This window comes from Pedobacter boryungensis, from assembly GCF_013204825.1.
Classification (GTDB): domain Bacteria; phylum Bacteroidota; class Bacteroidia; order Sphingobacteriales; family Sphingobacteriaceae; genus Pedobacter; species Pedobacter boryungensis.
In genome coordinates this window covers 124,771-146,168 of record NZ_JABMKV010000004.1, presented here as the reverse complement: position 1 = coordinate 146,168, position 21,398 = coordinate 124,771, and the positions used below count along the sequence as shown (strand labels likewise).

The window sequence follows — 21,398 nt, the reverse complement described above, 5'->3', positions numbered from 1 at the left end:
GAAAGTCTAAATGTTATTTCTAGGTAGATAATGAATGTCTAATCCACAATAAACTAGCGGGATAAAATAAAAGTGATAAGCTTTTTTTGGTTATCTAATCGTTTTGACTAGCCAATAAATAAAGTACAGCCATACGCACAGCAACACCATTTTCTACTTGTTCTAAAATGATAGATTGTTTGCTGTCAGCAACATCACTGGTAATCTCTACACCACGATTAATTGGACCAGGATGCATCACTACAATTTCCTTATCAAGATTGTCTAATATTTGTTTATTGAGGCCATACATCATGGCATATTCACGTTGTGATGGGAAATATTTAATGTCTTGTCTTTCTAATTGGATACGCAACATATTAGCTACATCACACCAATTTAAGGCTTTTTTTAAATCATGCTCTACTTTAACTCCAAGGGATGCAATGTGTTTTGGAATTAAGGTTGTGGGTCCGCAAACCATTACTTCTGCACCTAACATTTGCAAACAAAGTATGTTTGAAATAGCTACTCTTGAATGCAAAATGTCACCTACAATTACTACCTTTTTACCTCTTACATCACCTAATTTTTGTCGGATAGAATAAGCATCTAGTAACGCTTGTGTTGGATGTTCATGTGCACCATCACCAGCATTAACAATTTGTGCTTTAATGTGTTTACTTAGAAAAACTCCAGCTCCTGCATAAGGATGGCGCATTACCACCATATCAACTTTCATCGCTAAGATGTTATTTACCGTATCAATTAAAGTTTCACCTTTACTTACTGATGAAGATGATGCAGCAAAATTTACCACGTCTGCAGAAAGCCTTTTTTCGGCTAATTCAAAAGAAAGTTTGGTACGGGTAGAGTTTTCGAAAAATATATTGGCAATGGTAATATCCCTAAGTGATGGTACTTTTTTAATAGGACGATTGATGACATCTTTAAAATTATCAGCGGTTTCGAAAATCAATTCAATATCATTCAGGTTAATATCTTTAATGCCTAAAAGATGTCGGGTTGATAATTTTTCTGCTGCCATTTTACGTTATTGCTTTTCCGATAATAAAATCACTTTGTCTTCGCCCTCATTCTCTTTCCAGCTCACCTTAACTTTTTGTGAGTCAACACAATCTACCTGTTTTCCGATGTAATTTGGTTCAATTGGCAAGTGTCTAGAAAATCTTCTATCGATCAGAACCATTAACTCTACTTTCTCTGGTCTGCCATAAGCTAATAATGCATCCATAGCGGCACGAATTGTTCTGCCAGTCCATAATACATCATCAATTAAAATGACTTGCTTTCCTTCAATAATAAAATCAATAGTATTACTGCTTGCAGTTACTAAGCCATCTTTTCTTCTAAAGTCATCTCTAAAAAAAGTTATATCTAAATTTCCTTTTTTAATAGATTTTGTTTTTAAAATTTCAGAAAGTTCTTGGTGTACACGATCTGCAAAATAAGTTCCTCTGGGCTGAATGCCAATTAATACGGTATTGGTAAAATCGTTATGGTTCTCAATTAACTGATGACAAAGTCGCTTAATTGTGATTTGAAATTTCTGACCGTCTAGCAGGGTTCTCTTTTGCATTGAACAAGGATTGGGCAAATATAGGGAAAAAGTAGAAAGTAAAAAGAGGAAAGTAAAAAGTCCTCTACCTATTGTTTAAATATTCCTAAAAGGATATCTTTTTATATTTGATTGTTAAAGTAATGATTCTGAAATTTGATTAACCTTTTTATAATGAATGGATAACCCACTATTCTAAACTTGCTATAAAAAATGTATATTTAACTTACAATTCAACCGAAAACGATTTCCGTTTCAAGCTCTAATTTTTTATATATGCTTATCGCGACAATAAGGCGACCTTATAGCGACCTTACCGCGACTTTTGCTCTAGAATAGTTCTAGTTAAGCCCTGTCTTAGTTAAGCATAGCTGGTGCTTTTGCTGCATATAATTTTTAAAAATTATAGGTTTTAGAGAACAAGACTCGAACTAAATACGACGAAGATCATATGTAGTACTATGGAAACAACTTTAAGCACATATAATATAAAGCCATCCGAAAGCATTATCTTTGTTTTATGCATCCTGTTATATTTTTCGATGGTGTTTGTAATCTCTGTAATGGGGCAGTGCAGTTTACCATCAAAAGAGATAGTAACAATATTTTCCGTTTTGCATCTTTACAAAGTGAATACGCTGCTGAAAAAATTGCTCCTTTCAATATTACTCCTGAAAATTTAGATAGTTTTATTTTATTAGAAGATGACAAAGTTTATCAACGTTCTACCGCTGCATTAAGGGTAGTTAAAAAATTAGGTGGCTTATGGCCTCTGTTGTATGGCTTTATAATTATTCCTCGTTTTATTAGAGATGCAGTTTATAATTATATCGCTAAAAATCGCTATAAATGGTTTGGCAAACAGGAAAGCTGCTGGGTGCCAACACCAGATTTGAAAGAGAAATTTTTAGGTTAGTTTTCTGGTCTATTCTTTCGTGGTGACCATAACCATAACGATAATAAAATAAGAGGTATAATAATACTCAAAGTAATAACTATAAGTATTGTTCGTTGATTTACAATTTCTTTATCCGTTGTATTTAAAATGTAAAAGCCTTCTTTAATAGCGAATAAAGTAAGGAAAGTAACAAAAACTGCTAAAATTTTGCGCATACTATAGCTTATCGGTTAAATATCTTTTACTATAATTTATGTTCATCAAATCATAGCGCTTCAACTGTATTTTTAAACGATTCAAGAAATCTGGATAATTCTTGCTTTCTTTCGGGCTCCACAAAATTTCACTTAGCGCATCCAATCGTGGAAACAACTGATATTCTGCTTTTGCTGGATTTGCAATATATTCCGACCATAAATTTCCTTGCCCACCCCAAACATATTTTGCCTCTTCAGTAGTAAGCTCTGCTGGTACAGGATCGTATTTGTAAACATTTTCTAATGGGGAATATTTTGCAGCTGCTAAACTATCATCTTGTAAGAATTGTTTGTGGTTAAAATACATCATGTTCTCAGGTGTCATAATCACTTTGTGCTTTTCTTTCGCTGCAGCAACTCCACCTTTTTCGCCTCTCCAACTCATTACAATTGCATTCGGAGCAAGACCACCGTCCAAAATTTCATCCCATCCAATAATAGTCTTTCCTTTGGTATTTACAAATTTCTCTATGCGATGAATGAAATAACTTTGTAGAGCACTTTCATCTTTTAAATTATGGTCCTTCATAAATTGCTGTGCAACAGAGGAACTTTTCCACCAGATTTTGGAAGCTTCATCGCCTCCAATATGAATATATTTAGAAGGAAACAGGTCGATGACCTCAGCTAGCACATTTTCTAAGAATTGAAAGGTTTTTTCACTAGGTTGTAATACATTATTGTATTTATTCATCATACCCCAAGTTTGTGGTACTTCGTACTTTTTATTCGGTTCGGTTCCTAATTCTGGATAAGCTGCCAATAGTGCCATACTATGCGCTGGCATTTCAATTTCAGGTATAATAGTAATGTATCTCTTTGCTGCATAAGCAATCACATCTTTAATTTCTTCTTGGGTATAAAATCCGCCATGACGAATACCATCTGTTTTAATAATAGCATTTTCGGGGGTAATTTTAACGGCATCTGGAAGTACTTGATATTTAATATTTTCATTCCCCTTCCCTGGCCATAAGCCTATTATACTTCCATTTCGCCATGCACCAATTTCAGTTAGCTTAGGATATTTTTTAATTTCAATTCTCCAACCATGATCATCAGTTAAATGCCAATGGAAATAGTTCATTTTATGCAGAGCGAGAAAATCTATATATTTTTTAACGAAAGCGACATCAAAAAAATGGCGACTTACATCTAAATGCATACCACGGTAATCAAATCTAGGAAAGTCAATAATATCTACTGATGGAATTACTAAACTATTCGAAGTATTTAAACTTGGCAAAAGTTGAATAATAGATTGTGTAGCGTAAAAAAGTCCTTGTTCTGTTGATGAAGCTGCATTGATAGTTGAACTTAAAACCGAAACAAAATATTTGTTTGGATTAGTATACAATTGGTCATTAACAACAAGAGTAATCATTTTTGATTTAGAAACTTCATTGGGCTTATCGGTAATCTTTAACTTTAAATTATAATACTTTTGAATATAGTCAGCTAAATATTGAGCAGAATTTAGTGTATTTTTCGTTGTCGCATAAATAACTGTATTCTTATCTATAGTGAAAGTGTCACTAGGAAATGTTCCTGGTCTAACTTCTACAGGTTTTGGAATAATATTTATTTGTTGAGCTGAAAGCTTAAATGCGAAACCTATTAATAAAATTAAAATTGCTGTTTTTTTCATGATGATAATTGATTTTCAAAAATAGAAAATCTGAAGAGCTTTTTGCCAATAGAATGGAAATGTTGCTAAGAATTAATGAATTTTAAATTTGCTTAAAACAAAAAAGCTCCCGATTTTCATCGAGAGCTTTGATAATATTAGCTAGTTAAAACTATTTAGATTTTTTCTTGCTTTCTTCACCTTCCATTTGCTCTTTTAATTGAGCAAGAACGCTAAGATCACCTAAAGTAGATTTCTCTACAGAATCTTTTACTTTTTTAACTGCAGTGCTAGAAGCTTTAGCTTCTTTCTTTTTAGTAGCTCTTTCTTCAGCAGCAACTTCAGCTTTAGCTTCTTCCCAAATACGGGCATGAGATACAACGATACGTTTAGCATCTTTGTTAAACTCAATGATTTTGAAATCATTAGTTTCTTCAGCTTTGATTACAGAACCATCTTCTTTAGCCATATGTTTAGTAGGTACGAAACCTTCTACACCATAAGGTAAAGCAATAACAGCACCTTTATCAGTTACTTTAACTACTGTACCTGTATGAACTGAATCAAGGGTAAAGATAGTTTCGAAAGTATCCCAAGGATTTTCTTCTAATTGTTTGTGACCTAAAGATAATTTGCGGTTTTCAACATCAAGTTCTAAAACAACAACATCTAATGTATCACCAACTTTAGTGAATTCGTTAGGGTGGTTAACTTTTTTGCTCCAAGATAAGTCAGAAATGTGGATTAATCCGTCAATTCCTTCTTCAATTTCAACAAATACACCGAAGTTAGTCATGTTTTTAACTACTGCTTTGTGTTTGCTTCCGATTGGATATCTTTCAGCAACATTTTGCCAAGGATCTTGAGTTAATTGTTTAATACCTAAGCTCATTTTGCGCTCATCTCTGTCTAAAGTTAAAACTTCAGCTTCGATTTCATCGCCAACTTTCAAGAATTCTTGAGGTGAACGTAAGTTTTGTGACCAGCTCATTTCTGAAACGTGGATTAAACCTTCAACACCTGGAATGATTTCTAAGAAAGCACCGTAATCAGCTACAGTAACAATTTTACCTTTAACTTTAGAACCAACAGCTAAGTTAGCATCTAAGTTTTCCCAAGGGTGTGGAGTTAATTGTTTTAAACCTAAAGCGATACGTTTTTTCTCATCATCAAAGTCTAAAACAACAACGTTGATTTTTTCGTCTAATGATAATACTTCTTTTGGATGCTCTATGCGGCCCCAAGAAATATCAGTAATGTGAAGTAAACCATCAACACCACCTAAATCGATGAACACACCGAAATCAGTAATGTTTTTAACAGTACCTTCTAATACTTGACCTTTTTCTAATTTAGAAACGATTTCAACTTTTTGGCTTTCTAAATCGTCTTCAATTAAGATTTTGTGAGATACTACAACGTTTTTAAATTCGTGGTTGATTTTCACAACTTTGAATTCCATTGTTTTACCAACGTAAACATCATAATCACGGATAGGTTTAATGTCGATTTGAGATCCAGGTAAGAATGCTTCTACACCCATGATGTCAACAATTAAACCACCTTTAGTACGGCTTTTCACGAAACCATTGATAATGGTATCATTGTCAAGCGCAGCGTTGATGGTTTCCCAAGAACGTTGTGTTTTTGCTCTCTTGCGAGATAAAATCAACTGACCATTCGCATCTTCTGGAGCTTCTACGAAAACATCCACTGAATCGCCAATTTTCAAATCAGGTGTATCACGGAACTCTGAAGTAGAAACTAAACCGTCAGATTTGAAACCTACGTTTAATACTACATCTTTGTTGTTGATTGATACAACGATACCACTAATGATTTCGCCTTGAGTGATTTGGTTGAAAGTATCTGTGTACATATCTTCAAACTTTTTACGGTCTGCGTCACTGTAGTTACCAAATACTTTATCATCTGCATCCCAATCAAAATCTTGATCTGGTGTTGCTAATGATGATTTGATTTGTTCGATAGAAACCGAATCAGCTTCTGACTCAATTGTTTCTTTCTCGGTTAGACGAGCGTCTGCACCTTGTAGTTCGGCTGTTTTAGCCTCTAGTTCTTTTTCTGCTACTTGTTTTTTAGCCATTAATTAATAATCTCCTTTGTTCCCTATTTAGGGACTGCAAAGGTAGAAATTTCTTTTTAAATAGGAAAGAAATTTTTAATTAATGTTGCTGATAGTTAAGTATATAGTAAATAACTCTTGCTTATTATAGTCTTTAAACTTGTAAAAGATACGTAAGTAACAATTTTTTAAAAAGCAATACCCGTATTTCAAATTATCATTGACCCCGCTTTTTGCTTTACTCGCTACGCTTTGTGTTCACTTCAATCGGGTTTAGAAATCCACAACTTCAGATGGAACTTGTTAACTAAAAACTTTACTTTTTATGATAAACAGCTTTTGTAAAACCTTCACCAACTAATGTTTTTTCATCCAAAATCATCAATAAAATGGTATTCTCTTGTTGTTTTGTTCTAATTATATTGTCTTCGATAACATAAGGAGTTGTGAATAAAGTATCTAAATAAGTATCTTCAATAGTAACCGAATCTTTCGATTTGAAATCAAAAGATAAGTACTGAGAATCGCTTTCGCTTGTAAATTTACCAGTAATGTTTTTTTTAACTATAAATCCTACATAACAGAAATAACCGATAGTTATTACAATTATTGAAGAAATTACCATTAAAGGTTTGTTATTCGTTAAAAACCTAAATATTAAGAATAGCATGATCAGAAGTACAGCAGCAACTAAAGCTAAAAAAATAATGTTTGAATTGCTTTTAGTACCTTTTTGTTCAACCATCGGTTTTGAAATAGCTGCTTGCTTAGAAGGTGTTGAGGAAATTTTTGTGAGATATCCACTGCTTACAAAACCTTCTCCGTTATTTACTTTAACTTTAAAATATTCTGTATTAGAAGAATCTAAAACCATTACGTTTTCATTTTGAGGAATGAACCCAATAATTTTACTTTTAGGATCACTTGTTTCTCTAACATTTAATTTATCTGCCTTAACCTTGTATAAATCTTGGCCACTTGCGTTTAACGAAATAAAAAGAAGAATGGTAAGGATAAAAAAGTTTTTAGTCATGTTGTAGATAGTTGGAAATTCATTAAAATTCTGCAAATATCGGATTGATGCCACAGAATTCATGATTTTTATTCATCTAAATTTAACAACAGAATTTAGGAAAGGTTTTAAAGTTTAAAATTTACCAACTCCCACCAGCGCCACCGCCGCTACTACTGCCTCCACCAAAACTACCACTACTTGATGAAGATGAACTACTAGAAGAACTACCAAATGAAGAACTTGATGAGCTTGATTTGATGAGTTTGGATAAAATTATCTTCTTTATAAACTCTTCATAATCACAATATTCGCATCTTTTAATTTGCTCGGCTTCTCCAGAAGAACTATAAGTTGCAGGTGTAATGGTATGTACTCTTGGTTTGCTGAATGTTCTAAATTTACATTTAGGACATTCCTCAAAATCTTGATGTTTTTCTGCAGGCCAAGCTTTAATAATATGTTCCGTATGTGCTGCATTTTCCCAAATATCGTAATCGTAAACTTTAATTATTTCTTCTCTACGCTGACCTTTATTTAAAAAAGGACTGCCATCTATATTTATATCACGATCCAAACGTATCATATTGTTTTTTTTACTGTCTTGAAGCGGTTTAAATCGATCTGTAGTTTTAGCTTTTTTAATAACTTGGAAAATAAAAGCAAATAGAATTAGAGGCGAGAAAAGTAATAACCAAAAATTTTTTTGGTTAAAAGAACTCAATGCATTTAAGAAATTCTCATCGTCAAAATGTTCAAATCTTAAGGATTTGACATAAGATGTGTATTTGAAGAATAAGATAACTGCCAAAATAATGTATATAATGACTGGAAAATCTGCAAAACTCAACTTTGAAAATAAATAGAAGCTATCTGTAAAAAATAAAACAAATATTGAAATAACGATAACAACAAACAAAATTGCACAACCATTACTCAAAAAAATGTCTTTAACAACTTTTGGAGATTTTGGTATCTTCTTATTTATTATTTTAAAAACTATAAAGAATAACAAAAGTAATATAATGCAATAGCCAAATGTAAACTGCCATTGTTGATTTGAATTGACAATTTTTGACATTAGTCCATTCACTTCAGCTTGATTGGTGGTATTAGTTAGTTTAGCTTCAATCTCATCTATAACTGCTAAAACACCTTCATCGTATTGACCTTTTTTAAACGCTGGAACTAATAAATTTTCTCCAGTTTGCTTAAGCACAACATCTGGTAACAAGCCTTCTAAACCAGAACCTGTAATAAATCGATATTTTCTTCTATCAATTGCAATAACCAATAATAAACCATTATTGGCTTGAGCTTTTCCAATTTTCCAAGTTTCAAATAGTTCTTTCGCAAATTCGAAATCTTCTTGATTTTTGTCAAAATCATAAATGGCAACAACTGCAATCTCAACTTTAGTTTTCTTCTCAATTTCTGCTATTCGCTGATTTAAAATGCCAACATTGGTTAATATTCCATCTGGATTACTTACAAAATAATCTTGTCCAACAGTTTTTGGATTAGGAATATCATTAACAGTGTATACTTTTTGAGCAAATGAATGTATGTTAAAGCTTATAAGTAGCAATAAAAGTAATATGTTCTTCATAGGAAAATAAAAATTTTTAATTGATTTGCCTATGCTAACGGCATTGAGGTGGAATTGTTGTTACCTTCAATCAGCCCTATCGATGATGAAACTACTTTCTTGTTTTTTGAATCCAACTTTCGGATAATATTCCATTGCTGTTGGAACTGATAAAAGTAACACCATCGATTGCTCCCCAACTTTCTCTTTGGTGAGATTAATTAGCTTTTTGCCAATTCCCTCTTTTTGATATTCTTTTCTAATCGCAAGATCAGCTAAATAGCAACTCCAAACCCAATCGGTAATACAGCGTGAAACTCCAATTAATACCTCACCATCCCAAGCGGTTATAATCAAATTAGAATTATCGATCATTTTTTGAATCCTTTCTTTATCATTTGTTGGTCTTGGTAAGCCAGCATTATTATATAAGTCGATAATCAGATTAGCATTTGGCCTTTTTTCGGTACTAAATTCGATATTCATGCAGAAATTATTAAAATGAATTTATTTAAGCAATTCGACTATTATTTTATCCAATTTCACTTTGTCCTTCTCAAAAGAAGCCAAATCAAAAAGAGCAACTTTTCTAAACTCAATAGGGTGACTTTCACTTTGCAGAGAAATAAAACCTTCAGTTAGTCTTTTACCATCTTCCTTAACTTTCGGATCATAATTAGATACATTTCCTCCGCCAACTTGAGGTTTTGTATATGTTAATACCAGTTCCTTATTCACATAATGTTTAATTACCGAATCACCTAAAACTAAAAATTCTGCTGTAACCCATTGTTCGCCATGAAAAGTTTTTGAGTTTGATTCTAAACAATGAGCGGTTGTTAATTTATCTTCCATGTAAATTGTAGTTCCTGGTGTACAAACATTGCTGGTATGACGTTCATGTGTTCCATCACCACCTAATAATTGGCCTTCAATGGAAATGGGGAAATCTTGATTTTTGAGCATTGTTTTCGGATCCTGGCAATGCAGCATTGCTCCACTATTTCTAAGAGCCCAACCTTCGCCGCCTTTAACTTGATCACCAATAAAGCGGTATTCTACTTTTAATAAGTAATAAGAAAAAGGTTTTTTATAAAAGATATGACCATATTGTTGATTGAAATCTGTGTATCCGTCATAACTCACTTTCATCAAACCATTTTTTACACGAAAAGTATTTGCAAAATTATCACCAACTTCATGTTTGGCAATTTTTATGGTCCAATCCTTAAGATCTTTTCCATTAAATAAATTAATCCAGCCTTTTTGTGCTTTTAAGGTGCTATTGCAAAGTAATAAAGTAATAAATGCAATTAATTTTAGAGAATGATTGATTTTCATACGGGAATTAATTTTTCCGTAAAATACCAATTTATTTAATAACCTAAATAAGGAAAGTAATGGGATTAAATTTTTTCTAAAAAGGGCTTAACTTTTTCTAAGGCAAAATCTAGCTGTTCTTCTTGAGTAATATCTGTATTATCCAAAATAATTGCGTCTTCAGCTCTTACTAATGGGCTCTCTGCTCTTGTTGTATCTGCATAATCTCTATGTGCAAGATTTTCAAAAACTTCTTCTAACGTTATTGTGGTATCGCCTTTGGCCATTAATTCTTTATACCTACGTTCTGCTCTAATTTTTGGATCGGCAGTCATAAAAAATTTAACCTGAGCGTCTTCAAATACAGCAGTACCAATATCACGACCATCCATTACAATGTTTTTAGATTTGCCCATACGCTGCTGTTGTTTTACCATATCGTGGCGCACTAATTTATTGGCAGAAACTTCACTCACGTTTTCAGATACTGGCATTTGTCTAATCTCTTCAGAGACTTCTTCACCATTTAACGTAATGTGAGATTCGTAATCTCGAGCATGAAAATTTAATTCAATGTGTTGTAAGGCATCTTTTACAGCTTCTTCGTTATTAACATCAACTTTGTTGCGGATAAAAAATAAGGTTACGGCTCTGTACATAGCGCCACTATCGATATAAATAAAATCTAATTTTTTAGCTAGGGCTTTTGCCAATGTACTTTTTCCGCAAGAAGAATAGCCATCAATTGCTACAACTAGATTTTTTCTCATGTATTGCAAAAGTAGTATTTTGAATTAATTTATGGAATTTATTTATTAAGACCAAAGCTTTTTAAGACATTATCCAGAACTTTTATAGCGTTCGGTTTGTTATATTAACTCATTTTAAACTAAACGCAATGTTATTATCTGAAAGAATGTTAAATGCTTTAAATGAGCAAGTTAAAATAGAAGCAGAATCTTCTCAAATTTATTTGGCAGTTGCTTCATGGCTAGAAACTCAACCCGGATTAGAAGGTTATACAGAGTTTTTTTATAAGCAAAGCGATGAAGAACGTCAACACATGTTAAAGTTTATGCATTATATAAATGATAGAGATGGACATGCTATAATTCCTGCTCTTGATATGCCGCAAAATAATTATGCATTGGTAATTGATGTATTTAGGGACTTTTTAAAAAATGAATTAGCAGTTTCTCAATCTATTAATGATTTAGTAGAATTAGCTTTAAATGAAAAGGATTATTTAACATTTAAATTTTTACAGTGGTATTTGGATGAGCAATTGGAAGAAGAAAAAATGGCGAAAACGATGCTGGAGAAATTAGAATTGGTGGGTAATGATAGAGGAGGAGTTTACCAATTGGATAAAGATATTGTTGGTTTAAGGGATAAAGTTAGCGGAACAAAGGAAGGCGAATAACTTAGTCATCTGATTTGAATGTTTTTGAATTCCTAACAATGACTATCTTTACAGGATGATACCTCCAAAAGAAGATATAATTAAAGAAGTAACTTTTAAAACTTCGCGAAGCGGAGGAAAAGGAGGACAAAACGTTAATAAAGTTTCGAGTAAGGTAGAACTGATTTTTACTATTGCAAATGCTTCTTTTTTATCAGATGATGAAAAAAGTTTATTGGAGGAAAAATTATCAAACAGATTAGATTCAGAAGGTAATTTGCATATTGTTTCTCAAGAGGATAGGAGTCAGCTTTTAAATAAACAGCGAACTGTACTTAAGTTGATGAACTTATTAACTAAATCACTTCAAGTACAGAAAAAACGTAAACCCACTAAAATTCCTAAAGGTGTAATTGAGAAAAGATTAATGACTAAATCAATTACCTCTTCAAAAAAAGAAAATAGAAAAAAGCCCGGACTAGATTAGTCTGGGCTTTTTTAAATAGCTGGAAATTTTTTAATTAAATCGATAGAACATAGAAATTGTTCCATACTGATGTGCTTTTGCGGTGCTTTTTATTTCCTTAGATTTAAACAACACACCATAATCAAAAGTAAAACGAGGTGTACTATAATTAAAGCCTAACTGCTGTGCAAATACCAAACGTTTCGGTTCAAAAGTTACAGGACTATCGTTATTAAACATACTTCCTTGTATTGTTGCATCATAAGCCACAACATTAAGCTGCGGTTTAGCATAGAAAAATAACTCATTTTTTACCAATTTGGTTGTTTTAGCGTTATTGCTGATTGCACTGTTCGTGTACGAAGAATTGAATAGTTGATTGATATCACCTGCTCTAAATAAAATTCCAACTCCAGCACCACTAAACGTTGTACCTGCATTTGTGTATCCTTCTAAAGAGAAATCTACATTGTTTTTTGCAGAGCGATGTAATAATTGCGTGTATTGAGCAGAAAGATTAACTGCTAATTCATTTTTGATCTGATACTGCCAGCCATCAATGGTATAAAAACCAACTAGATCATGCAATAACTTTTGAGCATCTTCTCCTAAAGCATCCGGGCCAACAGTTCCAACTTCTAATCCAGCTTTTAAAATTCGCTCATTTTTATAAAATAAATTTACATTTCCACCAGCATATAAGTAACCCGCAAACGGACGATCTTGCTTATTCGGATCAGGTGCATATCCAGAAATAGGATTGAACATTTTTTGTCCAGCAGAAATCTCATAGGTTACTTTTTCTAATTTTTCCCCTAATTTTTGTTGATCAGTTGCGTGACGAAAATAAATAAACAAACCGTTAGTGTAGTAACGATCTTGTCCATAAAAAAGATAAGCATCATTATCGCTTTTAAAGCCAAACTCATTTTTAAATGTTTGAGCGAAACTGCTTGAGCCAACTAAAAATAATATAGCAATAAGGAAAGAGAGTTTTAATCGCATTAGCTTAATTTGTTACAATTGGTTTTTTTATACTTAAATCTTGTGCATCTTTCACTTTATCTTTCGTTAAAGCCAACTCGATTACCTCTTTCATTTCACTAACATAATGAAATTTCAGGTCTTTTATATAATCTTCTTTAATCTCTAAAATATCTTTTCGATTAGATTTACATAAAATGATTTCCTTAATATTTGCTCGTTTAGCAGCTAAGATTTTTTCTTTAATCCCCCCAACTGGCAATACTTTCCCACGAAGTGTGATTTCGCCTGTCATAGCTAAATTTGATTTCACTTTACGTTGAGTGAATGCTGATGTTAAAGCGGTAAGCATAGTTATACCTGCCGATGGACCATCTTTTGGTGTAGCTCCAGCTGGAACATGCACATGGATATCGAACTGATCAAATAGTGCATTATCAATACCAAATAATCCTGCATGTGCTCTAATGTAAGCTAAAGCAATCACGGCAGATTCTTTCATTACATCGCCCAAATTACCTGTCAATGTTAATTTCCCTTTTCCAGGACTTAAACTCGCTTCAATAAACAATATATCACCACCAACTGAAGTCCATGCTAAACCAGTTACAACACCAGCAACTTCGTTACCCTCATAAGCATCTTTATCATAAATAGGAGCGCCTAAAATGCGTTCTACATCTTCTAAATTCAATACGGGTTCATACGTTTCTTCCATTGCAATTTTGGTTGCAATACCACGTACTAACGAACCAATTTTCTTTTCCAAACCACGTACACCACTTTCACGTGTATAATCTTCAATCACTTTTTCAATTAATGAAGATTTAAGAGAAATGTCTTTAGATTTTAAGCCGTGAACTTCTTTTTGTTTAGGTAATAAATATTTTTTAGCAATTTCTATTTTTTCTTCAATCGTATATCCATTTACTTCAATAATTTCCATACGATCTAAAAGTGCAGGTTGTATAGTGCTTAATGAATTTGCGGTGGCGATAAATAATACATTAGATAAATCATAATCTGCCTCAACATAATGATCATTGAAAGCGTTATTTTGTTCTGGATCTAAAACTTCTAGCAAAGCTGATGAAGGATCACCGCGAAAATCTGACCCAACTTTATCAATTTCATCCAATACAAAAACCGGATTTGCTGCACCAGCTTTTTTAATGGATTGGATAATTCTACCTGGCATTGCACCTATATATGTTTTTCTATGACCACGAATTTCCGCTTCATCTCTAATTCCGCCTAAAGCCATACGTACATATTTGCGGTTAATTGCTTTTGCAATAGATTTACCCAAGGAGGTTTTTCCAACTCCTGGAGGCCCAACTAAACATAAAATAGGGGCTTTCATATCTTTTTTTAATTTCAGAACGGCCAAATATTCTATAATGCGTTGTTTTACTTTTTCTAAACCAAAGTGATCTTTATCTAAAATACGTTGAGCTCGTTTTAAATCGAAATTATCTTTAGTGAAATCATTCCAAGGTAAATCGAGCAATAGTTCCAAATAATTCATTTGTATAGAATAATCTGGTGCCTGTGGATTCATTCTACCTAATTTTTCTAACTCTTTGCCAAAATGATCGGCAATTTGTTTTGCCCATTTTTTCTTTTTAGCTCTAACTTGCAAGGCATCATATTCTAAATCAGATGAATTTCCACCTAATTCTTCCTGTATGGTTTTTAACTGTGCATTTAAAAAATAATCACGTTGTTGTTTATCTAAATCTGTACGAACTTTAGATTGGATTTGGTTTTTAAGTTCTAACATCTGTAATTCAGTTGTTAAAAGTTCCATTACCATTTCAGCACGTTTACGCAAATTGCCCATTTCGAGCATTTTTTGTTTATCAGCTACATCTGCATTCATATTTGAAGAGATGAAATTGATTAAGAAGGAAGTACTTTCTATGTTTTTTAATGCAATTCCAGCCTCGCTCGGAATGTTAGGTGAAAGTTGAATGATTTGAGAAGACATTTCCTTTATAGAAGCAACCAACGTTTTAAATTCTTTATCAGCTTTATGCTTTGATTCAGAAAATTTTGCAATAATTGCTTTAATATAAGGTTCAGATTGAACTTCTTCTACCAGTTGGAAACGTTGTTTACCTTGAATGATAACTGTGGTATTACCATCTGGCATTTGTAGCATCTTAATAATTTGTGCTACGGTACCAACGCTATTTAATTGCTCAAAAGTTGGGTCTTCAATAGATACATCACGTTGTGAAACCACACCGATAATCTTGTCACCTTTGTAGGCTTCTTTGATGAGTTTAATAGATTTATCTCGGCCAACAGTAATTGGGATAACTACGCCTGGAAATAAAACTGTATTTCTTAGCGGTAGTATTGCAAGTATTTCTGGTGTTTCTTCATTATTCATCTCATCTTCGTCTTGTTGAGACATTAATGGGAAGAACTCAGTATCTTCATTTATTATGGGTAGTGCGTGACTAAAATCAAATTGATCTTGTTTGCTCATTATTGGCCTTTTAAAAATAGTATAAAACGACAAACTGACAGCGTTGCCGTAAAAAAGTATTAATTCTGTATTATTGGGTATATTTTCAACTCTTGTGCCAAAAACGAAAACATGAAGTACGCCTGTTAAAAAGTCAGCCTAAAAAATATTGTTTGTGTATATCATATTTAACTAATTTAGCGTTTACCTTAATATTTACAAATGGTATGATAGTTGCAATAAGCAGGTTATACTAAACTAAACTAGCATTTATTGTTCTTTTGTTAGGGATTTTGTAATTTTAACTAAATAAAACGCTTAATGGATTATCTTAAAAAAACATTTTTATTGTTATTTATAGTTTCTGCTGCTGGTTCTGTTTATGCTCAGGGTAATTATGAGAAAATGGGCACACAAGCGTGGATGAAAGGCGATTATAAAACCGCAGTCGCCCAGCTATCGAAAGCAGATAATGCTGACCCAAACAATGTGAATGTATTAAGAATGTTAGCTTATTCAAATTTTCAATGTGGAGATTTTGAAAACGCGATTACTGCTTATAGCCGTTTAATTGTTTTAAAACCAAATGATTACTCTGCGTATTATTACAGGGGTAAAGCTAGATTAAACATTGCGAACTTACCTAAAGAAGCGCTCAATCAAATGAGAGAAAATTTTTATACGTCTGCAATAAAAGATTTTTCTAAAGCAATTGAAATAAATGGCGAAGAGGACACCCAGATTTTACAAAACAGAGGTATTGCTTATAAGGATTATGCTATTTTTAAATCGTATAAGATTAAAAAAGCAACAGAAAAAGCTGCTGTTGTAGCCATTTTTAATAATTCAATTGCTGATTTTCAAAAAGTATTAACTATACAACCTTTACGAAAAGATATTATTTCTTTAATCGATTATGTAAAGGCACAAATTACTAGTCTGAAATAATAAGTAAAAGTATATAACAAAAAAGTCCTTGAAACTATCAAGGACTTTTTTGTTAGGGATAATTTGAAGGATTAAACTCTTAAATATCCGCGAAATCCTCTAGCTGCATAATAGGATTCTGCGCCATTATGATATAAAAAAACTGTGTTATAACGACGATCGCAAAATAATGCACCGCCTAATTTTCTTATTGATTCTGGTGTAATAATCCAACTTGATGTTTTTGTATCGAAATTTCCTAGCTGTTGCAGTTCTCGATATTGGTCTTCTGTTAAAATCTCAATACCCATATCAGCGGCCATTTCCATAGCACTGTTCTCTGGTTTATGTTCCTTCCTTGCTTCCAATGCTTGATGATCGTAACACAAACTTCTGCGGCTTTTAGGACTTTCTGCTGAACAATCGTAAAAAATATATTCATCTGTCTCTTTATCGTATCCAACAACATCTGGTTCGCCACCTGTGATTTCCATTTCATTAAGTGACCATAATTTGGTACTATTTGATTTTAGTTTTGCTAGCACATTGGTCCATTCCAAGTCCTCATGGCGGCTTTTATTTTTCTCAAAGCGTGTTTTTAAGATATCAAGAATCTCTGCTTCTTGTTGTGGCGATAGTTGTCTTTTTACACTCATGTTTATATGCTTTTAGCTTAATTATTCATCAAATTAATCATTTAAACCTTTGCCTTCAAAAATTTGAGGGATACATTTTTCTACTCTTGTTTCACGAGTTTTAGCTTGTTTAGGTGCAGAAAAGTATAACAAATATGCTCTTTGTCTACCTGGCGTTAAAGCATTAAATGCTGTTTTTAAAGTTGGGATTTCATCCAATTTATGTTGAAACTCTTCAGAAATAGGAAACGCTGTAGTTTTTTTAAACTCGGCTTTTAATCCAGCTTTTTCTACTTCGATAGCTTCAAAAATGTATGCTTTCAAAACAGCTTTAGCATCGATTATTTCTCGAATGTTTGTAAACCGAATTTGACGAGCTACTTGTACATTTTTGGTTTGTTGGATGAGGATTTTTTTAGGATCTTTTAACAACACGCCTTTAAAAAATAAATACGCACAATATTCTTTAAAGTCATGAATTAAAACAATGTTGGTATTTTGAAATGTATAGCACGGAACACCCCACTTCAATTCTTCAGTTAAGCCACAATCAAGCGCAACTGCCCTCAGTTGTAGCAATTCTTCTTGCCATTTTGTAGCTTTTTGAAAATAAAAATCAACTTTTGGATTCATAATTCTAGTTATTAATTGGCAATTTTTTTAGTTGATGTCTAAAATACCAAGATAATAATGTTAGAGTAAGTAATAAGGTGGGGCCAAAAAAATCTTTAGAATTATCACTAGTAGCCAAATGAGAAAAAATGGCTCCCGACATGGTAAAAAAGAAACCTGCATACGCCCATTCTTTTAATATTGGAAATCTCGGGATAAGTATAACTATTACACCTAAAATTTTCCAAATTCCAAGTATAGTGAGCAAATAGGAAGGGTAACCTAGGTGTGTAAACATAGCTACCTCATCTTTTATTTTTAATACCTGTACTATTCCGGTAGATAGCATACCTAAGGAAAGCCAAATTGTAGTAATCCAATAGATAATTTTAGTTGATTTTATTGTGGCCATGGTTAAATTATTTTAGTTTGCTTACAATATCTTGTATTCTGTTATGTGCCATATTTATACCTTGAGCAAAAGGTAAAGCCAATATTTGATTTCTTACTTCAGTTGATTTATATAAAACATGCATGGTGAGCTTGCTGGTATCTTCTGTCAATTTCTCAAAGGTTAAAAATTCAAGTTGAACATCAAACGGGGTATTTTCCATTTCGAATGTTCTCGTAATTTTCTCGTTTGATACAAATTCATGGATTACGCCATTAAAGCGATGTTTATTTCCCTTTGGATCAGTTGTTTCAAATTGATATCCTCCATGATTTTTATTTTCTAACTTTAATACTTTTGTTCCCATCCATTGTTCTACAATTTCTGGCTCTGCATATGCTTTAAAAAGTAGTTCTAACGGTAAATCAAACTCTCTGACGATTTGCAATTCCTGTGTATTATCCTCTGCATTAACTTTTGTTTTTCTTTCCATTTTTCCTATTTTTTATCCTGATAGATTTTCATAATATTTTCTAATTTATTAAATCTATCATCCCACATCGTTCTGAAAGGTTCAATAAAATCAGCTACTTCTTTCATTTTTTTAGCATTGATGTGATAAGAAATTTCTCTTCCGTTTTGTTCTTGTTCCAACAATTCGCATTCGGTAAGTATCTGCAAGTGTTTGGAAACAGTTGGTCTTGCTGTATCAAAATTTGATGCGATTGCACCTGCTGTCATAGATTGCGAAGCAACCAATATGAGAATAGCCCTTCTTGTTGGATCTGCTATTGCTTGAAATACATCTCTTCTTAAATTCATTATGTAGTTATTTGACTACAAATATATGCGTAGTTATTTAACTACGCAAATTTTTTTTATTTTTTAGCTGTGCTTGTTAATGCCGCATCTTAGTACATATGGGATATGTACTATAAGAAGCTCCTTAGAAATTGATACTATCGGTGTATGAGTATGGTAAGATGTTCTATTTAAACTTTCCAGTAATTTGGTATCTTTTTTCATCCATCAGCTTAATATGCTGTGTCTTTTTTATTTGATACAAACTATCTGGGTAATAACTCAAGCTATCTTGAGATGTATATAAATCATTAGTATTAGTCACCAAGATTTTAATAGCCATTACCTTGTTGTCTTTATAGTTTATTTCTAGTTTTTTAACAGGAATTTTTTTGCTGTTTGATGTATAAGTTGTTAAACTTTCTGTTTTTTTGACCTCAAATGAACTTCTCCAAGATGCTTTGTTAATATCAGCCTCTATAAATGAACTTAATTCATTTTCCCAGTTATTAATTAATAGGCTTTTTGCTTCGGCATTGCCATTTACCAAAACAGTTTTACTAATTGGTTGATTTGCTTTTGTTAAACGTGTTGCCTCTTGTTTAAAATAACTTTCCAGATCAAAATAAGACTTAGTAGCTATTTTCTCTTGTTCTTTTAAAGTACAAGCACTAAAAATACACATAGCACAAATGAAAATAAGTTTCTTCATTATACTAAAACATTTCCTGTCATGATTTCAGGGATATCAATACCCATAATTTTCAAAATAGTAGGAGCAATATCACCTAATTTTCCATCAGCTATGGTCTTATAATCTTCATCAATTAAAATACATGGAACTAAATTCGTTGTATGTGCAGTATTAACCGAACCATCGTTATTAATCATAAATTCCGAATTACCATGATCTGCTAGGATAATAAATGAATATCCATTTGCAACACCCGTAGTTACGACATGTTCTGCGCAAGCGTCTGCAGTTTCAACCGCTTTAACAACAGCATCAAAAACGCCAGTGTGTCCAACCATATCTGGGTTAGCAAAGTTTAGGCATACAAAATCTGGCCAGCCGCTTTCCAATTCTTTATTTATAGCTGAAGTGATTCCTGCTGCACTCATTTCTGGTTGTAAATCATATGTAGCTACTTTCGGTGAAGGAACTAAAATTCGTTTTTCATTTTCAAATTCCTTTTCTCTTCCCCCAGAAAAGAAAAATGTAACATGAGGATATTTCTCGGTTTCTGCAATACGGATTTGATTTTTATGATGAGCTTCTAAAACTTCACCTAATGTATTAGAAAGATCGTCTTTTTTAAATACAACTTTAACATTCTCAAAACTTTCGTCGTAAGTGGTCATAGTTACATAATACAAAGGCAATTTTTTCATCCCAAAATCTGGATAATCTTTTTGGCTTAACACCGAAGTAATTTCGCGACCCCTGTCTGTTCTATAGTTAAAGCAAATTACAACATCATCAGCTTTAATAGTAGCTGTTGGTGTTCCATCTACATTGGTAATTACAATAGGTTTCGTAAATTCATCAGTAATGCCTTCAGAATAAGATTTTTGGATAGCATCTTCAGCATTGATAGCTTTTTCACCAATTCCATTTACTAATACGTCGTAAGCTAATTTTACTCGTTCCCAACGGTTATCCCTATCCATTGCATAATAACGACCAGTTAAACTCGCAATTTTACCTGCAGAAGTTTTTAAATGGTTATCTAAATCTTTAATAAAACCTAAGCCAGAGTTGGGATCAGTGTCTCTTCCATCTAAAAAAGCATGAATGAAAACATCCTTTAATCCTTTTTCATTGGCTGCATCGCACAATGCTTTTAAATGATTGATGTGTGCATGTACACCACCATCTGATACTAAACCTATAAAATGAACAGCTTTATTATTTTCTTTTGCGTAGTTAAAGGCATTCACTAAAGTCTCATTACTGTGCAAAGTTCGATCTGTTATAGCTTTATTAATTCTACCTAATTCTTGATAAACTACTCTACCCGCACCCAAATTCATGTGCCCAACCTCCGAATTTCCCATTTGCCCTGCAGGTAAACCCACAGCTTCACCCGATGCTTCTAATTTTGAGTTTGGATATTTTTTTAAAATAGAATCGAAAAAAGGAGTATTCGCTATATAAGCAGCATCAGATTTATCTTTTTTTCCGTAGCCCCAGCCATCCAGAATTAACAGTACGAGTTTTTTAGCTTTCATATTTAAAATTTGTATCGGATAAACAAGTAATAACTTCAATTTGATTAATTATTTATCATTACAAATATAAACCTATTAGTGCTTTAATGAAAGTTTTTAAATATTATGATCGAATAAATGGCATAA

The 21,398-nt window shown here is 32.6% G+C and carries 22 protein-coding genes; 4 read left to right on the top strand and 18 right to left on the bottom strand.

Annotation, left to right across the window (positions count from 1 at the left end):
- Positions 1–94 precede the first annotated feature (94 nt).
- Together HQN85_RS15060 and pyrR are read right to left on the bottom strand one after the other, a co-directional pair.
- The gene (locus HQN85_RS15060) at positions 95–1,027 is read right to left on the bottom strand and encodes an aspartate carbamoyltransferase catalytic subunit (RefSeq protein ID WP_173273792.1); all 933 of its coding nucleotides are present in this window, start codon (positions 1,025–1,027) and stop codon (positions 95–97) included.
- A 6-nt stretch (positions 1,028–1,033) separates the two neighbouring features.
- The gene (pyrR, locus tag HQN85_RS15055) at positions 1,034–1,579 is read right to left on the bottom strand and encodes a bifunctional pyr operon transcriptional regulator/uracil phosphoribosyltransferase PyrR (protein ID WP_173273790.1); all 546 of its coding nucleotides are present in this window, start codon (positions 1,577–1,579) and stop codon (positions 1,034–1,036) included.
- 499 nt (positions 1,580–2,078) lie between these two features.
- Here pyrR and HQN85_RS15050 point away from each other — a divergent pair, with 499 nt between their 5' ends.
- Positions 2,079–2,474: a thiol-disulfide oxidoreductase DCC family protein gene (locus tag HQN85_RS15050; protein ID WP_173273788.1), complete on the top strand. Its 396-nt coding sequence runs from the start codon at positions 2,079–2,081 to the stop codon at positions 2,472–2,474.
- Between the two features lie 198 nt (positions 2,475–2,672).
- Here the strand turns inward: HQN85_RS15050 and HQN85_RS15045 are convergent, their stop codons facing one another.
- The 7 genes from HQN85_RS15045 to cmk form a co-directional block, all read right to left on the bottom strand.
- Entirely contained in the window at positions 2,673–4,361 is a 1,689-nt protein-coding gene (locus tag HQN85_RS15045) for a beta-N-acetylhexosaminidase (RefSeq protein WP_173273786.1), read from the bottom strand.
- Positions 4,362–4,512: 151 nt separating this feature from the next.
- On the bottom strand, positions 4,513–6,447 hold the full coding sequence (rpsA, locus tag HQN85_RS15040; RefSeq protein WP_173273784.1) for a 30S ribosomal protein S1: 1,935 nt from the start codon (positions 6,445–6,447) through the stop codon (positions 4,513–4,515).
- Between the two features lie 295 nt (positions 6,448–6,742).
- A complete protein-coding gene (locus tag HQN85_RS15035) occupies positions 6,743–7,459 on the bottom strand; it encodes an SH3 domain-containing protein (RefSeq protein ID WP_173273782.1) in 717 nt (238 codons plus the stop codon).
- 121 nt (positions 7,460–7,580) lie between these two features.
- On the bottom strand, positions 7,581–9,047 hold the full coding sequence (locus HQN85_RS15030) for a TPM domain-containing protein (RefSeq protein ID WP_173273780.1): 1,467 nt from the start codon (positions 9,045–9,047) through the stop codon (positions 7,581–7,583).
- A 66-nt stretch (positions 9,048–9,113) separates the two neighbouring features.
- Positions 9,114–9,512 (bottom strand): GNAT family N-acetyltransferase, encoded by a 399-nt coding sequence (locus HQN85_RS15025; RefSeq protein WP_173273778.1) that lies wholly within the window; start codon positions 9,510–9,512, stop codon positions 9,114–9,116.
- Positions 9,513–9,533: 21 nt separating this feature from the next.
- Entirely contained in the window at positions 9,534–10,367 is an 834-nt protein-coding gene (locus HQN85_RS15020) for a 3-keto-disaccharide hydrolase (RefSeq protein WP_173273776.1), read from the bottom strand.
- A 65-nt stretch (positions 10,368–10,432) separates the two neighbouring features.
- On the bottom strand, positions 10,433–11,116 hold the full coding sequence (gene cmk / locus HQN85_RS15015) for a (d)CMP kinase (protein ID WP_173273774.1): 684 nt from the start codon (positions 11,114–11,116) through the stop codon (positions 10,433–10,435).
- 128 nt (positions 11,117–11,244) lie between these two features.
- Between cmk and HQN85_RS15010 the strand changes: the two genes are divergently transcribed.
- Both HQN85_RS15010 and arfB read left to right on the top strand, forming a co-directional pair.
- A complete protein-coding gene (locus HQN85_RS15010; protein WP_173273771.1) occupies positions 11,245–11,769 on the top strand; it encodes a ferritin in 525 nt (174 codons plus the stop codon).
- 55 nt (positions 11,770–11,824) lie between these two features.
- Positions 11,825–12,235: an alternative ribosome rescue aminoacyl-tRNA hydrolase ArfB gene (gene arfB, locus HQN85_RS15005; protein ID WP_173273769.1), complete on the top strand. Its 411-nt coding sequence runs from the start codon at positions 11,825–11,827 to the stop codon at positions 12,233–12,235.
- Between the two features lie 30 nt (positions 12,236–12,265).
- On the opposite strand, the gene HQN85_RS15000 is transcribed toward arfB, so the two are convergent.
- Both HQN85_RS15000 and lon read right to left on the bottom strand, forming a co-directional pair.
- Positions 12,266–13,219, bottom strand: coding sequence for a lipid A deacylase LpxR family protein (locus tag HQN85_RS15000; RefSeq protein WP_173273767.1), 954 nt, complete (start codon positions 13,217–13,219; stop codon positions 12,266–12,268).
- Positions 13,220–13,223: 4 nt separating this feature from the next.
- Positions 13,224–15,695: an endopeptidase La gene (gene lon, locus HQN85_RS14995; protein ID WP_173273765.1), complete on the bottom strand. Its 2,472-nt coding sequence runs from the start codon at positions 15,693–15,695 to the stop codon at positions 13,224–13,226.
- 300 nt (positions 15,696–15,995) lie between these two features.
- Between lon and HQN85_RS14990 the strand changes: the two genes are divergently transcribed.
- Positions 15,996–16,622 (top strand): tetratricopeptide repeat protein, encoded by a 627-nt coding sequence (locus HQN85_RS14990; protein ID WP_173273763.1) that lies wholly within the window; start codon positions 15,996–15,998, stop codon positions 16,620–16,622.
- A 71-nt stretch (positions 16,623–16,693) separates the two neighbouring features.
- Here the strand turns inward: HQN85_RS14990 and HQN85_RS14985 are convergent, their stop codons facing one another.
- From HQN85_RS14985 to gpmI, 7 genes are all read right to left on the bottom strand, one after another.
- Positions 16,694–17,257 (bottom strand): DUF4256 domain-containing protein, encoded by a 564-nt coding sequence (locus HQN85_RS14985; protein ID WP_173273761.1) that lies wholly within the window; start codon positions 17,255–17,257, stop codon positions 16,694–16,696.
- A gap of 33 nt (positions 17,258–17,290) precedes the next feature.
- Positions 17,291–17,869 (bottom strand): YdeI/OmpD-associated family protein, encoded by a 579-nt coding sequence (locus HQN85_RS14980; protein WP_173273760.1) that lies wholly within the window; start codon positions 17,867–17,869, stop codon positions 17,291–17,293.
- A gap of 4 nt (positions 17,870–17,873) precedes the next feature.
- Positions 17,874–18,260 carry a DoxX family protein gene (locus tag HQN85_RS14975; protein WP_173273758.1) on the bottom strand — a complete coding sequence of 129 codons (387 nt, stop codon included), beginning with the start codon at positions 18,258–18,260 and terminating at the stop codon, positions 17,874–17,876.
- Between the two features lie 7 nt (positions 18,261–18,267).
- Positions 18,268–18,732 (bottom strand): SRPBCC domain-containing protein, encoded by a 465-nt coding sequence (locus tag HQN85_RS14970; protein ID WP_173273756.1) that lies wholly within the window; start codon positions 18,730–18,732, stop codon positions 18,268–18,270.
- A 5-nt stretch (positions 18,733–18,737) separates the two neighbouring features.
- Positions 18,738–19,061 (bottom strand): ArsR/SmtB family transcription factor, encoded by a 324-nt coding sequence (locus tag HQN85_RS14965; RefSeq protein WP_173273754.1) that lies wholly within the window; start codon positions 19,059–19,061, stop codon positions 18,738–18,740.
- 166 nt (positions 19,062–19,227) lie between these two features.
- Complete coding sequence (locus tag HQN85_RS14960) at positions 19,228–19,752, bottom strand: hypothetical protein (protein WP_173273752.1); 525 nt, start codon at positions 19,750–19,752, stop codon at positions 19,228–19,230.
- Entirely contained in the window at positions 19,752–21,272 is a 1,521-nt protein-coding gene (gpmI, locus tag HQN85_RS14955; protein WP_173273750.1) for a 2,3-bisphosphoglycerate-independent phosphoglycerate mutase, read from the bottom strand. Before gpmI ends, HQN85_RS14960 begins: the two co-directional genes overlap by 1 nt.
- Between the last annotated feature and the right edge of the window lie 126 nt (positions 21,273–21,398).